Source organism: Duganella rivi (assembly GCF_009857435.1).
GTDB lineage: Bacteria > Pseudomonadota > Gammaproteobacteria > Burkholderiales > Burkholderiaceae_D > Rugamonas > Rugamonas rivi.
In genome coordinates, this window is the sequence record NZ_WWCK01000008.1 from 299747 (window position 1) to 316349 (window position 16603).

At 62.7% G+C, this 16603-nt stretch carries 10 protein-coding genes; all 10 read left to right on the forward strand.

Going from position 1 to position 16603, the window contains the following annotated elements:
* Positions 1–52: 52 nt before the first annotated feature.
* The 10 genes from GTP45_RS29375 to GTP45_RS26355 all read left to right on the forward strand — a co-directional run bounded on the left by GTP45_RS29375 (position 53) and on the right by GTP45_RS26355 (position 16593).
* Complete coding sequence (locus tag GTP45_RS29375; RefSeq protein WP_217363394.1) at positions 53–1948, forward strand: heme-binding protein; 1896 nt, start codon at positions 53–55, stop codon at positions 1946–1948.
* On the forward strand, positions 1938–3953 hold the full coding sequence (locus GTP45_RS26315) for an SH3 domain-containing protein (protein WP_229258664.1): 2016 nt from the start codon (positions 1938–1940) through the stop codon (positions 3951–3953). The genes GTP45_RS29375 and GTP45_RS26315 overlap by 11 nt, the downstream gene beginning before the upstream one ends.
* A 1-nt stretch (position 3954) precedes the next feature.
* The gene (locus GTP45_RS26320) at positions 3955–7716 is read left to right on the forward strand and encodes an LVIVD repeat-containing protein (RefSeq protein WP_161016786.1); all 3762 of its coding nucleotides are present in this window, start codon (positions 3955–3957) and stop codon (positions 7714–7716) included.
* The gene (locus tag GTP45_RS26325) at positions 7713–9065 is read left to right on the forward strand and encodes a multiheme c-type cytochrome (protein ID WP_161016787.1); all 1353 of its coding nucleotides are present in this window, start codon (positions 7713–7715) and stop codon (positions 9063–9065) included. Before GTP45_RS26320 ends, GTP45_RS26325 begins: the two co-directional genes overlap by 4 nt.
* A 2-nt stretch (positions 9066–9067) precedes the next feature.
* Complete coding sequence (locus GTP45_RS26330; RefSeq protein WP_161016788.1) at positions 9068–11494, forward strand: cyclic nucleotide-binding domain-containing protein; 2427 nt, start codon at positions 9068–9070, stop codon at positions 11492–11494.
* Positions 11495–11576: 82 nt separating this feature from the next.
* Positions 11577–12026: a MarR family winged helix-turn-helix transcriptional regulator gene (locus tag GTP45_RS26335; RefSeq protein WP_166454747.1), complete on the forward strand. Its 450-nt coding sequence runs from the start codon at positions 11577–11579 to the stop codon at positions 12024–12026.
* Entirely contained in the window at positions 12023–14071 is a 2049-nt protein-coding gene (locus tag GTP45_RS26340; RefSeq protein WP_161016789.1) for an FUSC family protein, read from the forward strand. The genes GTP45_RS26335 and GTP45_RS26340 overlap by 4 nt, the downstream gene beginning before the upstream one ends.
* Positions 14068–14274 carry a DUF1656 domain-containing protein gene (locus GTP45_RS26345; protein ID WP_161016790.1) on the forward strand — a complete coding sequence of 69 codons (207 nt, stop codon included), beginning with the start codon at positions 14068–14070 and terminating at the stop codon, positions 14272–14274. The genes GTP45_RS26340 and GTP45_RS26345 overlap by 4 nt, the downstream gene beginning before the upstream one ends.
* Positions 14275–14276: 2 nt before the next feature.
* Positions 14277–15155: an efflux RND transporter periplasmic adaptor subunit gene (locus GTP45_RS26350; protein WP_161016791.1), complete on the forward strand. Its 879-nt coding sequence runs from the start codon at positions 14277–14279 to the stop codon at positions 15153–15155.
* A 13-nt stretch (positions 15156–15168) separates the two neighbouring features.
* On the forward strand, positions 15169–16593 hold the full coding sequence (locus tag GTP45_RS26355) for an efflux transporter outer membrane subunit (RefSeq protein WP_161016792.1): 1425 nt from the start codon (positions 15169–15171) through the stop codon (positions 16591–16593).
* Positions 16594–16603 lie beyond the last annotated feature (10 nt).

Here is a 16603-nt window from a genome sequence, read left to right on the forward strand (position 1 = left end):
ACCGCAGCGCCCGGGGTCTGACCCCGTACGGGGTCAGACCCCTTCGTTCGGGGTGATAGCTTGCCTCGTGGCCGCGCTGACAGGATGCAGCGGTGGTGGTGGAGGAACTAGCGCCGTTGCACCCGGCGGCACCTCGACCAGCGGCAGCTGCTTCACCCCAGCCCCCACCCCGCAGTCCATCACCGCAGCGGAAGTAGAGCAGGTGCTAGCCCAAGGCGCGGAGGCTGCGTCCAAGCTAGGCGCCAAGGCCACTATCGCAGTGGTAGACCGCGTCGGCAACGTGCTCGCCGTGTACCGCATGACCGGTGCCGGCACGACGGTAAATATCCTCAGCGGCAGCGGCAAGAACAGCGCCGACAGCCCACAAGGTCTCGACGGCCTCAGTGGCCTGATCGGCTCCGATCTCGCTGCCGTGGCCAAAGCGCTGACCGGCGCCTACCTATCCTCATCCGGCAACGCCTTCAGCACCCGCACCGCCAGCTTTATCGTGCAAGATCACTTTGTACCGGAAATCGGCAACACCGCCGGCGGCCCTTTATTCGGCGTTCAGTTCAGCCAACTGCCTTGTGGCGACTTGGTGCAGCGTGGCGCTGGCATCGGCATTGGGCCCAAGCGTTCACCGCTGGGCCTCGCCGCTGATCCGGGCGGCTTCCCGCTTTATAAAAACGGTCGCGTAGTCGGCGGCATCGGTGTGATTGCCGACGGCGTGTACGGACTCGATCCCAGTCCAACCACCAGCGGCGCAGACTTGGACGAGCGCATCGCCTTGTCCGCGCAAAGCGGCTTCGCAGCACCGGATTGCATCCGCGCAGACCGCATCACCGCAGGCGGCGTAACGCTGACGTATGCAAATACGGCCTCGCAGCCGGTCGCGGTAACGGCCACGCGCATCAGCGGCATGGCTGGCGGCTTGCTGGCGGTAGATGGCTACTACGACGGCGCGGCCATCCTGGCCGGCACCGCATTTGGCGAAGCGGCATCGGGCTTTATCGCACAAGGCAGCACGCAGATTCTGGTGAACGCATCGCAAAGCAATCGCTATCCTGCCAGCGCCTCGCTTGCGCCTTTGCCGGCAGCGGCGGGCATGACCGCTGCTGAGGTGCAGGAAGTACTGTCGCAAGCATTGAGTGTGGCCGCACAGGCGCGCGCGCAGATTCGCATTCCGGTTGGTTCGGCGGCGGAGGTGACGGTGTCGGTGGTGGATGCGTCCGGCCACGTGCTGGGTCTTGTGCGCAGCGGCGACGGGCCGGTGTTCGGCGTAGACGTCTCCTTGCAGAAGGCCCGTACGGCGGCGTTCTTCTCGTCGCCCGGCGCGTCGGCGGCGATTTCCGCCTTGCCGCAGCTGGGTTACTTTAACGGCTCGCTCAAGCAGGGCGCACTATTCGGTGTGGATGGCTACATGGCGTCGTCGCGCAGCTTCTTTGCAAATTCGTCCGCGTTCAGCGACGGCACGGCGTTTTCGGCGCGGGCCATCGGCAACATCGCGCGGCCTATTTTCCCGGACGGGATCGATGGCAATCCGGCCGGGCCGCTGTCCAAGACTAAGGCGACCTGGAGTCCGTTCAACGTAGGCTTGCAGCTGGACTTGGTGTATCCATCGCTGGTCGGTGCGATCTTGTCGCCAGCAGCGGCTAACCGCAGTTGTACCGGTAACGCGATTGGCCTGGAAAACGGCATGCAGACTTTCCCCGGCGGCTTCCCGATTTATCGCGGAACCACGTTGATTGGCGCGATTGGCGTGTCCGGCGACGGCGTGGATCAGGATGACATGATCGGCATGCTGGGCGTGTCGCGTGCGGCAGCGGTACTCAAGACCGGCATCGGCCATGCACCGGCGTCGCGCCGCGCGGACACCTTGAAGCCGCAAGGCCGCAACCTGCGCTACGCCCAGTGCCCGCAAGCGCCGTTCAATAACAGTACTGAGCAGAGCGTGTGTGATGGGATTTAAAACTACGTTTTCGCTCTGCGTGTCATCGGCGCTGGTTGCCGCCACAGCGCAAGCGGCACCGCAGCAGCTGCAAGTGCTGGCCGTGACGGTTCCGGTGCGCGCCGAGCCGTCGGTTACTTCGCTGTCGCTGGCCGAGCTGTCGCGCGGCGCGGTGATCGGCATCCTTGAGCAGCGCGGCGACTGGTACAAGGTGCCGCTCGATGCGCAGCGCGCCGGCTGGGTGCAAATGGCTCCCGCGGAATATGGCGAAATGACGCTAGTTGTTTTTGACGCGCCGGCCGGTGTCGCCGCAGCCGATGGCGGCGCGGAAGGCAAGGCGGATGATGGCATCATCGCCGCGCGTCCTGGCGCCACGTCCGGCGTGCCGCAGGCCGCTGTCCTGCCGACCATCGATCCATCGCAAGTGCCGCCGCCGCAAGCCAACCTGCCGCGCGAGTCCTTGTCCGTACCGGATCGCTGGCGCTTGATGCAAACCTTGGGCTTTAAATTCCCATGGTACGACCCATACAATCAGAACGTCTTGAAGGCCGACCTACCAGTGCTCAAACAGTACGCGCCTGACCTGTTCTTCAACCTCGGCGTGGTCTCCGACTCGCTGCTGGAGCTGCGCCGCTTGCCGACGCCGGTGTCCGGCCAAATCGGCATCGCGCCCGGCGCGAATGACATCTTCGGCCGCGGCCAGCAAACCGTCATGGTGCAAAACCTGATTTTGAACCTGGGCCTGATCAAAGGCGACACCACCTTCCGCCCGCCTGACTACGAACTGCGCTTTGTCCCAGTCTTCAACTTCAACCGCGCCATGGTGCAGGAAGCGGGCGCGCTGCGCATCGATCCTTCGCAGGACAAGCGCCGTACCGATAACTTCGTCGGCATTCAGGAGATGTTCGCCGACGTCCACTTGCGTAACGTCTCCGACCGCTATGATTTTGACAGCCTGCGCGTCGGCATCCAGCCATTCACCAACGACTTCCGTGGCTTCCTGTTCCAGGATTCGCCGGTCGGCGTGCGCTTGTTCGGTAACCGCGACAACAACCGCTGGCAATACAACCTCGCCGCCTTCGCGCGCTTTGAGAAGGATAGCAACAGCGGCTTGAACGCCGTCGGCAAAGGCCTGCGCAAAGACCAAATCTATATCGCCAACTTGTATCGTCAAGACTGGCCGTGGGTCGGCTTTACTTCGCAAGCCAGCATTGTCCATAACCGCAATCAGGAAACCGAAAAGACCTACGACACCAACGGTTTCCTGGTGCGCCCGGCTTTCCTTGGTGACCTGCGTTCGCACCGCTACCACGTCACCTACCTTGGTTATAGCGGCGACGGGCATATCGGCGAATGGAACCTCGCCACCTCGACTTACTTCGCGCTAGGCCACAACGAACACGATCCGCTGGCGCACAGCGCGCAGAAGATCCGCGCCGGCTATCACGCCAGCGAACTATCGCGCGACTTCAGCTGGATACGCGCGCGCGCCTCGCTGGTGCTGGCCTCCGGCGACAAAGACCCGTACGACAACAAGTCCACCGGCTTTGACGCCATCATGGAAAACCCGCAGATCGCCGGCTCGGACACCAGCTTCTCGATCCGCCAAGGCTTGCCGCTGATCGGTGGCGGCGGCGTCGCACTGTCCGGCCGCAATGGCATCTTGCCGTCGCTGCGGTCATCCAAAGATGAAGGCCAATCCAACTTCGTCAATCCCGGCCTGGCGTTGATCGGTGTTGGCGCGGACATGGACTTGAAGCCGGAACTGCGCGTGTTCGGCAATGTCTCTTATCTGCGCTTCATGGACACGCGCGTGCTGGAAGTGCTGCGCGCGCAGTCGATACCGTCGAAAGAAATGGGTACCGATTTCTCGGTCGGCCTGCACTGGCGGCCGTTCTACAACCAGAACGTGATTATCAATAGCTCCGTTGCCGCACTGCGGCCCGGCAAAGCACTGAAAGCCCTGTACGGCGACAAACAGGGCACGCTGTATTCCGTTTTATTCAACATGGTACTGAGTTTCTAACATGAAGGCGTTTAAACACATCCTCGCACTGGCGCTGCTGCTGATGGCAGTAGCGGCGGTATCGCTGGTGAGTGCCAATTCATCGGCGGTGTTAACGCTGCGCGACTACATCATGGCGCCAGCCGCACCGGCTGCGCAAACGGAAAAACAGGCCGACGCCAAATCGTCCGGCTGCCTGAGCTGCCACACCGTCACCGACCGTCATACCATGCACGCCAATCCCGGCGTGGTGCTGGGCTGCACCGACTGCCACGGCGGCAATGCGTCCGTAGTCGGCGAAGGCAAGCCGGATAGCGCCGCATATCGCTCCGCGCTGGACGCGGCGCACATCCTGCCGCGCAACGAGAAGTATTGGCAGTATCCATCGTCCGCTAATCCGCAAGGCTCGTATGCCAAGCTGAATCAGGAACACCCGGCCTACATCCGCTTTATCAATCCCGGCGACTTGCGCGTGGCGCGCGATGCGTGCGGCGCTTGCCACCTGCCGATCATTCAAGCGCAGGAACGCAGCTTGATGGCGACATCCGCCATGCTGTGGGGCGGCGCGAGCTACAACAACGGCATCCTGCCGTACAAGCGCTACATCCTTGGCGAGTCCTACACGCCGGAAGGCGCTGCTGCGGCCATCGTCAATCCGCTCCGTGTGGATAACGAGCTGTTTGTCCACAAGGGGATTCTGGATCGCCTGTATCCGCTGCCAGCATGGGAGACAATTCCACCGGCCGACGTGTTCCGCGTGTTTGAGCGCGGCGGCCGCGTAATCAGCAGCGCGTTCCCGGAAGTCGGTTTGCCGAACAGCTCCGGCACGCTGCAAAAACTCGATGAACCGGGCCGCCCGGATATCCATCAGTCCAATCGTGGCCCCGGCACCGGCGGCCGCATCGCCGTCCCGGCCATCAACATCACCAAGACGCGCTTGAATGATCCGCACCTGTGGTTCCTCGGGACGAACGAGCAGCCGGGCGACTATCGTTCTTCCGGCTGCACCGCGTGCCACACCATCTACGCCAACGACCGCGATCCGCTGCACTCCGGGCCATACGCGTCGGCCGGTAACAGCGGCATGACCAAGACCGTTGATCCTACCATTCCGAAGAACCAGTCTGGCCACCCGATCAAACACGAATTCACGCGCGCGATTCCATCGTCGCAGTGCATGACCTGCCATATGCACCAGCCGAACATCTTCGTGAACTCGTTCTACGGCTACACCATGTGGGACTATGAGTCGGACGCGCCGGCCATGTGGCCGAAGAAGCAGAAGTACCCGACCGACGCAGAGATCCGCGCCATCCAGGCACGCAACCCGGAAGAAGCGGCCACGCGCGGCAACTGGAGCGATCCCGAATTCCTGAAGAACGTATCGAGCCTGAACCCAACCCTGAAAGACACGCAGTTCGCCGACTACCATGGCCACGGCTGGAACTTCCGCGCGATCTACAAGCGTGACCGCAAGGGCGCGCTGCTGGATGCCAAGGGCAACATCATTGATGACAAAGACCCCGATAAATTCAAGAAGACCGTGCATCTTGCCTCCATCCACATGGAGAAGGGCATGCAATGCGTGGACTGCCACTTCTCGCAGGATGCTCACAGCAACGGCCACATTTACGGCGAGGTGGCGGCGGCGATTGAAGTCGATTGCATCGATTGCCACGGCAGCGCCACGCGCTATCCAACGTTGCGCACCAGCGGCCCAGCGGCCAAGCCGGGCGGCATGGATATGTCGCTGCTGAAAACGCAGGATGGCCGCCAGCGCTTTGAATGGCGCGAAGGCCGCTTGTACCAGCGCGCCGCTACCGATCCGAAAAAGGAATGGGAAGTCAGTCTGGTGAAGGATTCGGTCAATCCGGCCAATCCGCACTACAACGAGAAAGCCGCGCGCGCCAAGTTGATGAGCGCAGGGCCAGAAGGCCAGCAAGGCAAGTGGGGGCCGGGCGTCGGCAAGCTGGCGCACGATAACGACAAGATGAGCTGCCATAGCTGCCATCTGTCGTGGACCACCAGCTGCGCCGGCTGCCATTTGCCGATTCAGGCCAACTGGAAAACCGAACGCCTGCACTACGAGGGCGGCGAAACGCGTAACTACGCTTCCTACAATCCGCAGGTGGCGCGCGACGATATGTTCCAGCTGGGTGTGGCCGGCCCGGTGAAAGGTTCGAAGATTACGCCGGTGCGTTCCAGCTCCGCGCTGGTGCTGTCGTCGGTGAACTCGAACCGCGAGAAGATCTATATCCAGCAGCCGCCGATTGCAGCAAGCGGCTTCTCATCGCAAGCGTTTGCGCCGCACTATCCGCACACGGAGCGCAAGGAAGAAACCAAGACGTGCAGCGATTGCCACGTCTCCAAGGCCAACGACAACAACGCCATCATGGCGCAGTTGCTGCTGCAAGGGACGAACTTCGTCAACTTTGTCGGCTACAACGCCTGGATCGGCGAAGCAGGCCACGTGGAAGCGGCCACCGTCACCGAGTGGGATGAACCGCAAGCGGTGAAGGGCAGCTACTTGCAGCGCTATGCCTACCCGGACTGGTACGAGCAGCACAAGGCTCGCAAGATGGAGTTGACCGAAACGCACTCGCATCCGACGCAGGGCGCGGCCAGCTGCCTGCAACTGCGCGGCGAGTACTTGTTCACGGCGGAAGGCAAGGGCGGCCTGCGCGTGTACGACGTCGCCAGCATCGCCAACAAGGGCGTATCGCAGCGCATTGTCACCGCGCCGTATTCTCCGCTGGGCCAGAACACGCAAGTGCCGTCGAAGAATGCCACCTGCATGGCGCTGCCGACCAATCAGCCGATCGCTCCGACCCGTAACCAGGGCGATTTGATGCGGGTGACGAATCAGGAGCAGGCCTTCCACCCGATTTATCACTACGCCGCAATCAGTGATTCGCAAGAGGGACTGATCTTGGTGAACGTGGACACGCTGGCCGACGGCGAGGCACGCAACAACTTCCTCAAGCGCGCGCTGACGTGGAATCCGAACGGCTTGCTGAACGGCGCGCAGCACATTGTGCTGGGTGGGCATATCGCCTACATCGCTGCGGATGCGGGCATGGTGATCGTTGATCTGAATGATCCGTTGAAGCCGCGCCACTTGGCGACGGTGCAGCTGGATGGTGCGCGCGCCTCGGCGCTGCAATTCCGCTACCTGTTCGTGACCGACAAGAGCGGTCTGCGCGTGATTGACGTAACGCTGTCGGCCAAGCCGGTGCTGCTGGCGGGCCGCGTGGCGCTGGCTGATGCGCGCAAGGTGTACGTGGCGCGGACTTACGCCTACGTGGCGGCAGGCCGCCAAGGCCTTGCCATCATCGATATTGAGAAACCGGCCGAGCCGAAGGTCTATCAGATGTTTGATGCGGACGGCCAGTTGAACGATGCGCGCGACGTTATCGTCGGCTCGACCAATGCTTCGCTGTTCGGCTACGTGGCCGACGGTGCGAACGGCTTGAAGGTATTGCAACTGACCGCACCCGATACCCAGCCGCGCTTCTACGGCTTCTCGCCTGAGCCTAAGCCGCAGCTGATCGCATGGAGCCGCACCCGCACGCCGGCGCTGGCTTTGTCGAAAGGGCTGGACCGCGACCGCGCGGTGGATGAAACGGGCGGCCAGATCGCGGTATTCGGCCGTATCGGTTCGCGTCCGTTCAATGCCGCAGAAATGGCTAAACTGTACTTAAGGCCTGACTCGCAAGTGTGGACTGTCAGCGATCAGGGCGTGCCCGGCGATTACGTGCCGCGCACGCAGAAAGGGAAGAAATGAAAAGGATGCTGTCCGCCTGCCTGATGCTGGTCTGCGGCCTGGTGTTGGCCGCTAGTTCCAGCACGTCGCCGGTGCTTCCTAACGCTTCGCCGCACCAGTCGGTGGGCACGGTTAATTGCGCCAGCAGCACTTGCCATGGCGCGGTTGCGCCGTGGACTGGCTCCAATGTGCAGCAGAACGAGTACACCACCTGGCTGCGCCTGGACAAGCATGCCAAGGCTTATGCGGTGCTGCTGAACGCGCAGTCGCGCTCCATCGCCGCCAAGCTGGGACTTAAGCAGGGCGCGGAGAATGCGCAGGAATGCCTGGACTGTCACGCGCACAATCCAGCGCCATCGCTGCGCGGCGAACGTCACATGATTTCTGATGGCGTGGGCTGCGAGGCCTGTCACGGCCCGGCCGACAAGTGGATACGTTCGCACACCGTGCCGGGCGCCACGCACGCGGACAATGTCGCCAAGGGCATGTACCCGACCGAAAAGCCGGTGGAGCAAGCCAAATTGTGCCTGTCCTGCCACGTGGGCGACAGTAGCCGTTTTGTCTCGCACCGCTTGATGGGTGCTGGCCATCCGCGTTTGAGCTTTGAGCTGGACACCTTCGCGCAACTCGCGCCGGCGCACTACAAGATTGATGACGACTGGCGGCAGCGCAAGGGCGATTACGACAGCGTGCGCTTGTGGGCTATCGGCCAGGCGCTGGCGTCCAAGAACCAGCTGGATGCGCTGACCGATCCAAAGCGCGGACGCGACGGCCTGTTCCCGGAACTGGCGCTGTTCGATTGCCACGCCTGCCACCACCCGATGAGCGAGAAGAAGTGGACGCCGCGCCTTGGCGTGGGCCCGGGCCGCATGCGTCTCAACGATAGCAATCTGCTGATGCTGCGCGCGATTGTGCGCGCGACTGATCCAGCCGGTGCGAATGCCTTCAGCGATCAAGTGACGCAGCTGCATCATGCGGTGGCGGGGAATAACGCCAGCGGCATGGCCGGCCGCAGCGCCGATCCGCTGGTGCTGGCTTCAGCCTTGTCGGCCACCATCCAGCGCGTCATCGTCAAGCTGGAACAGCAGCGCTTCACGCCGGCCGTGCAGCGCGCCGTGCTGGCTGGCTTGATCGATGAGGCCAAACGCCAGCAGTATTCCGACTACGCCGGCGCCGAGCAGGCCTACATGGCGATTTCGAGCCTGTCGTCGTCGTTGGCGAAGCAGGGCGCGCTTACCAATGTGGCGGAGATGAACCGCAAGCTGGCCGCGCTGCGCGTGTCGCTGGCGAATGAAGACGCGTTCAAGCCGGACGTCTTTGCGAACGGCCTGCAAGGGCTGTCGCGCACCATTTCACCGCAGGCGAATTAATCATGGACGCTACTGAACTGTACGAGATCGTTATCGTCGGCTCCGGGCCGGCCGGCTTGTCCGCCGCCGCCCGCGCCAAGGCGCTGGGCGTGCGTCACGTGCTGCTGGAATCGCAGCCGCACCTGTCGGACACCATCTACCAGTACCAGAAGGGCAAGCACGTGATGGCCGAACCGGGCATCCTGCCGCTGCGCAGCGACCTGAGTTTCAGCGCCGGCAAGCGCGAGGCGCTGCTGTCGGCGTGGAGTCAGGAGATGGGGCAGCAGAACGTCAACGTGGCGCACGGCCAGCGCGTGAGCGCCATCGTACGCGATGCTGACAGCGGCATCTTCACGCTGACCAGTGAAGGCGCAGGCGGCAAGAGTACGTGGCAATCGCGCACCGTGATTCTTGCCATTGGCCTGCAAGGGAATATCCGCAAGCTCGGCGTGCCCGGCGAAGACCTGCCGGGCGTGCAGTACACCCTTTCCGATCCTGACGAGTATTCCGGCGAGACCATCGTGGTAGTCGGCGCGGGCGATGCCGGCATCGAGAATGCGCTGGCGCTGGCCGAGAAGAATACGGTCTACATTCTGAATCGGCAGGAAGAATTCGCAACCTGTAAAGAAGGTAACCGCGTGCTGATTACGGCTGCGGAAAAGAGCGGCAAGATCAAGGTGCGCTACAGCGCTACGACTAAGCACATCGAGCGTGCCGACGACACACCGCTGCTGTTTGTCTTCACCGGTAAGCACGGTGAAGAATCGGTACACGCGCATCGCGTGATCGCCCGTCTCGGCGCAACGCCGCCGCGCAAACTGATTGAGAGTTTCGGCGTGGTGTTCCCGAATGCGAATCCGGCGTCCACGCCGGCGCTGTCGGATACCTACGAATCCAACGTGCCGGGCCTGTACATTGTTGGCGCGCTAGGGGGCTATCCGCTGATCAAGCAGGCCATGAACCAAGGCTATGAGGTGGTGCAGACCATTGTCGGCAAGCCGGTGCAGCCTGCCGATGAATCGCTGCTGCGCGAGAAGCTGCATCCTTGGCGTACCGGTATGCAGGTGTCGCAAGTGATCGAGGAAATCAAGGGCAGCGTGCCGCTGTTCGCCCAAGTGACTACCTTGCAGCTGCGCGAGTTCATGCTCGAATCGACTTTGCTCACGCCGCGCCAAGGCGACATCGTTTTCCGCAAGTTCGACTACACCAACACGTTCTATTCCATTTTGGAAGGCACGGTGGAGATTGAGTTGACCGGCAATGACGGCAAGGTGCGTAATATCAAACTCGATAAGGGCCAGTACTTTGGCGAGATGGGTTTGATTTCGGGCCGCCGCCGTACCGCCACCATTCGCGCCGGCGAGAACTGCGTGCTGATGGAAACGCCGCGCCGCACCATGCTGAAGCTGATCGCCTCGGTGGACGATGTGCGCAAGCGCATGGACATGGTCTTCGTGCGCAACGCAATCTACAACTACCTTGGCAATATGCTGTCGCGCACCGCCATCGATGCGCTGGTGGCGGGCGGCGTTACGGTCAAGCGCTATGAGGCCAAGCAGGCGCTGTTCAAGGAAGGCGATGAGCCGGACGGCATGTACCTGATTCGCCGTGGCTCGGTGACGGTGTCGCGCCGCGATGACTCGCGCGGTGGTGAGCGTATCTTGTCTTACGTCGCCGCCGGTAACTATGTCGGCGAGATGGCGCTGCTGCGCGATGCGCCGCGCAGCGCCACGGTGACGGCCACCGTGCTGACGGAAGCGCTAGTGCTGGACGCGCAAACCGTGCGCGATCAGCTGATCGCCAATCCTAGCTGGCGCAAGTCGGTCGAAGAGCAGGTGATTTCGCGCACCGAACAAAACGTGCTGCTGGAGCATACCAAGAGCCGCGACGGCGACTTGATGCAGTTCTTGCTGGGGCAGGGCGTAGGTGAAGCGTCGGACGTTTTGCTGATCAACGAGACCATGTGCATCCAGTGTAATAACTGCGAGACCGCGTGCGCCGAAACGCATAACGGCACCTCGCGATTGAAGCGCGCGCTGGGGCCGACCTTCGCCAACATCCACCTGCCGACTGCCTGCCGCCACTGCGAGAACCCGCACTGCATGAAGGACTGCCCGCCGGATGCCATCGGCCGTTCGCTGCAAGGGGAAGTGTTCATCAGCGACGCCTGCATCGGCTGCGGCAATTGCGAGCGAAACTGCCCATACGGTGTGATTCAGATGGCAGTGGACAAGCCGCCGAAGCGCGGCGGCGGCTTATCGTGGTTGCTGTTCGGCCTCGGCGCCACGCCGGGCGAGCGTCAGGCCGACTACGATCCGGCGGTGCAAAAGAAGGCCGTTAAATGCGATTTATGCAAGGATTTGAAGGGCGGGCCGTCGTGCGTACGCGCTTGTCCGACCGGCGCCGCCATCCGCATCTCGCCAGAAAAGTTCTTTAAAAACAGCGCTTAACGAGGTTTTTGAGCGCTGCTCTGCGCGGATTTTCGTTTGATGCTAATATTTAGCATCCTAAGTATATTCAAACGAGTCCGCGATGAGCAGCTACGACAAAACCCTGATGTCCCTGACCCACACGCTGATCCACGTGGCGCGCGCCTACAAGGCGGCTGCCGACGGGTTGACGGCGGATTTTGAATTGTCGCACGCCAGCGCGTGGCCGGTGCTGATGATTTCGCGCCTTGGCGACGGCGTGCGTCCGGGGCAGGTGGCGGACGCCGTTGGCATTGAGCCGCCGTCGCTGGTGCGCATCATCGATCAACTGGTGGCGGCGGGGCTGGTGCTGCGCCAGGATGATCCGAGCGACCGCCGCGCCAAGACCCTGACCTTAACCGCCGACGGCAAGCGTGTCGCCGAGCGCCTCGAAAAAGCGCTGGCCCCATTCCGCCGCGAGCTGTTTAAAGACATGCCGCAAGCGGACGTGGAAGCCACCGTCCGCGTATTGATCAGGCTTGACCAGGTACTGGCCGAGCGCAGCGCATCATGAACGCGCCGAAGATGAGCGAGATGCTGTTCTCGCTCAAGTGCTTTACCGCTTCCATGCTGGCGCTGTACGTGTCGCTGGCTGCTGGCCTGCCGCGTCCTTTCTGGGCCATGATGACGGCCTATATCGTCGCCAGCCCGTTCTCGGGCGCGGTGCGCTCCAAGGCGCTGTTCCGCGTGTGCGGTACGCTGATCGGCTGCACCGCCACCATCGTCATGGTGCCGCGCCTGGCCAACGCACCGGAGCTGCTGTCGCTGGCATTGGCGTGCTGGGTGGGGCTGTGCTTATACATCTCGCTGCTGGATCGCACGCCGCGTTCGTATATTTTCATGCTGGCCGGGTACACGGCAGGTTTGATCGGCTTCCCGGCGGTGACGGATCCTTCCACCATTTTCGATACCGGCTTGGCGCGCGTGGAAGAAATCACCATCGGCATTTTGTCGGCGACGGTGGTGCACTCGCTGGTGTTTCCGCAAGGCGTAGGCCCGGTGCTGCTGGGCCGCCTCGATCGCGCGATCGCGGATGCACAGCGCTGGATGGGCGACGCGCTCAAGCCCGGCGGCGACAAGGCACAAGCCTTGCACACGCGCCTTGCGCTGGCTGGAGAGATCAGCGAACTGCGCGTGATGTCGACCCATTTGCCATTCGATACCTCGCAACTGCGTTGGACGGCGGGTATGGTGCATGGCCTGCATGACCGCCTCACAGTCATGGTGCCGCTGTTGATGGCGGTGGAGGATCGCCTGAATACCCTGCGCGAAGCAGACCCTGAAAGCCTGAAGCCATGGACGACGCTGCTGGACGATATCGCCGCGTGGGTATGTGCTGGCCGTGACGCCGATCCCGCCCGCGCCGCGCAACTGCGCGCCCAATTGGCGCAGCTCACGCCGACGCTGTCCACCAACGCCGGCTGGAGCGAAATCCTGCGGTTGAATTTGGCCCAGCGATTGGACGCCTTGATTGAAGCCTGCGAAGACGGCCTTGAACTGCGCAGCAATGTCAGTAGCGTGATGGATGGCGGCGTGGCCCGCTACACGCCGCACCTGACGCCGGCCGTGCTGCATCGTGATCACGGCATGGCGTTCCGCTCGGCCTTGGCGGCGGTGGTCACTATCCTGCTGTGCTGCGCCTTTTGGATTTTCACCGCATGGCCGTCCGGCGCTGCTGCGCCGATGATGGCCGGTGTGCTGTGCTGCTTCTTCGCCACTCAGGACGACCCCGTGCCGGGCATCCGCATGTTCTTGAAATGGACGGTGATATCGATGCCGGTTGCGGCGTTCTACATCATGTTCGTACTGCCTGCCGTGCATAGCTACGAAATGCTGGTACTGGTGCTTGCACCGGTATTCCTGATCGGCGGCGTGTTCATGCCGCGTCCTGCCACGGCGGGTAGTGCGCTGGCGTTCTTGATCGGCGTGGCAGGCACCTTGTCGCTGCAGGATACCGGCACGCTGGATATCCCGAGCTTCTTGAACAGCATGATCGCGCAGCTGTTTGGCTTTATCGCGGCCGGTGTCATCACCAGTTTGATACGTACCGTGGGCGGCGACTGGATGGCGCGCCGCATGCTGCGCACTGCGCGCCGCGAAGTGGCGCAGATGACGCAAGCACCATCATCCGAGCCGCTGCTGAATATATCGGCGCGCATGCTGGATCGCATCGGCCTATTGATGCCGCGCCTCGCCGTCGCGCATCCGACGCCGGAAGCGCGCGCGGTGGCGGTGGATGGCTTGCGCGAGCTGCGCGCCGGCCTGCACACCGCGCAGCTGTGCGGCTTGCAGCAACCGCTGGAGCAGGCCGGCGTGGCATTGAAGCCGCTGCTGCAAAAGCTGGGCGCCTACTTTGGCGGCAGCGAGCATCGCCACGGCCAAGCGCCGGCATCCCTGCTGGAAAAGCTGGATAGCACACTGCGCGAAGTCTGCGCAGCGGCTGCCGAGACTAGCGCCGCGGTTGCAGATGCGCGTCCTAAAGCCGCCGCCGCTCTTGCCAGCATGCGCCGCGACCTGTTCCCGCGCGCGGCCGCCTATCAACCGGAGATTGCATCGTGACTGCTGAATTGAGCCTGTACGGGCTATACGTACCAACCTTGCTGCTGTTGTCTATCCTCGCGCTGATTTGCACGCGCGTACTCGGACGGCTGCTGATGCGCGTTGGCTTTTACCGCATGGTATGGCATCCAGCGCTATTTGAATTTGCGCTGTTCTTCATCTTCCTGGGCAGCTTCTCTACATTGATAACGAATCGGGGCTAAACATGAACCTCAAAAATCCTTTACTGGCCACTGGCCGATTTATCGTCACCATGGCGGCGGTGGCCGTCGCTGGTGTTCTCGCATGGCGCTTGTGGCAGCACTACGAAGTGGAACCATGGACGCGCGACGGCCGCGTGAAAGCGGACGTGGTGCAGGTAGCGCCGGATGTCACCGGCCAAGTGACGGCAGTGCTGGTACACGACAATCAACAGGTTAAAGTGGGGCAGGTGCTGTTTGAAGTTGACCGCGCGCGCTTTGAGCTGGCCTTGCGTCAAGCCGATGCCGCAGTGCAGGCGCAGCGCACCATGCTGGAACAGGCGCAGAAGGAATCGCGCCGTAATACCGATCTACGCGATCTGGTATCGGCTGAGACGCGCGAGCAAGGTTCGTCGCGCGTTGACCAACTGCGTGCCGCGCTGGCGCAAGCGGTAGTGGCGCGCGATGTCGCCAAGCTGAATCTAGACCGTACCCGCGTGGTGTCGCCGGTTAACGGCACTATCTCCAATTTAGATCTGCGCGCGGGTTCGTACGTTAGTGCCGGCCGCGCCGTGATGGCGCTAATCGACAGCGACTCTTATTACGTTGAAGGCTATTTCGAAGAGACCAAGCTGCCTGCGATTCAAGTGGGCGATGAAGTGGCAGTACTGCCGATGGGAGATTCGCTGCGCCTTAAGGGCCACGTTGAAAGCCTGTCTGGCGGCGTGGCAGACCGCGACCGCAGCACTTCGGCGAATCTGCTCTCCAGCGTGAACCCGACCTTCAACTGGGTGCGGCTGGCGCAGCGCATCCCGGTGCGCATCAAGCTGGACGCCTTGCCGGCCGGTGCGCGCTTGGTGGCCGGTCAGACCGTGACGGTTGATGTGCAGAGCAAGCACTCGTAAGACGGAGGATGCGATGAATTCTCTGAAAATACTCGGCAGCGCAGCGTTGCTAGCTTCCTTGGCCGCCTGCAGCACCGTCGGCCCCGATTACAAAGTGCCGGAGCAGGCCGTGGTCAAGCGCCCGGAAGCAGCTGCGCCATTCCTCGGTGCGGAGGAAGCCGCCTACAAGCCGGAGCCGTTGCCAGCGCACTGGTGGCGTCTATATGACGACCCCGTACTGGATAAATTAATCGAGCAAGCGCTGAAGGCCAACGCCGACTTGCGCGTGGCCGCCGCCAACCTGGCGCGCACCCGCGCCGTATTGAGCGAAGTGAAAGAGGGCGAGAAGCCGGTGGTCAGCGTCAGCGCAGCGCCGGGTGTGGGCCGTTCTTCTGGCGCGGCGAAAGGATCACCGACCGCGTTGCACGATATGTGGACTTATGACGCAGGTGTTAGCGTGTCCTACCAAGCCGACATGTTCGGCAAAATTGCGCGTGCCGTGGAAGCCGCCAGCGCCGACACGCAAGCAGCGCAAGCCGGCGTGGACGTGGTGCGCGTAACAGTGGCTGCCGACACGGCGCGCGCTTATGCCGACGCTTGCTCGGCGGTGCGCCAGATCGCCGTAGCCCAGCAATCCGTCGATTTGCAGCAGAAGTTCGTCGCGCTGACGGATGAACGCACCCGTGCCGGTCGCGGCACCGCCATTGACGATTCCCGTGCGCGCAGCCAGTTGGCGCAGTTGCAGGCGGCCTTGCCGCCGCTGCAAGCGCAGCACCGCACTGCATACTATCGACTTGCCGCCCTCACCGGCCAAACGCCGAACGAGATGAATCTGCACCTGCTGCAATGTGAAGCCGCGCCGCGCTTGACCACGCAAATTCCGGTGGGTGATGGCGCCGCGCTGCTGCGACGCCGCCCGGATATCCGTCAGGCCGAGCGTAATCTTGCTGGCGCTACTGCGCGCATTGGCGTGGCGACGGCCGATCTGTACCCAAGCATCAGCCTTGGCGCATCGATCGGCAGCACCGGCTTGCTCGATCATTTCGGTGCAGGTAACGCCTTCCGTTGGAGTCTTGGCCCGCTGATTTCGTGGACGCTGCCGGACACCGGCTCGGCCCACAGCCGCATCGCGCAAGCGGAAGCCGGCACCGACGGCGCGCTGGCGCGTTTCGACGGCGTGGTGCTCAACGCGCTGAAAGAAGTAGAAAGCGCGATGACGGTCTACGCGCGTGAGCTGGACCGCAATGCCGCGCTGAAGACGGCGCGCGATCAAAGCGCGTTGGCATCCGAACAATCGCACCGCCTGTACCAATATGGCCGCATTGATTTCCTCTCGGTGCTGGACGCAGACCGCACGCTGGCTGCTACCGACGCTGCATGGGCTGCCTCCGACGCGGCGCTGGCGTCCGACCAGATTGCGCTATTCCTCGCCCTCGGCGGCGGCTGGGAGCAGCAGTAAGAATGGTATG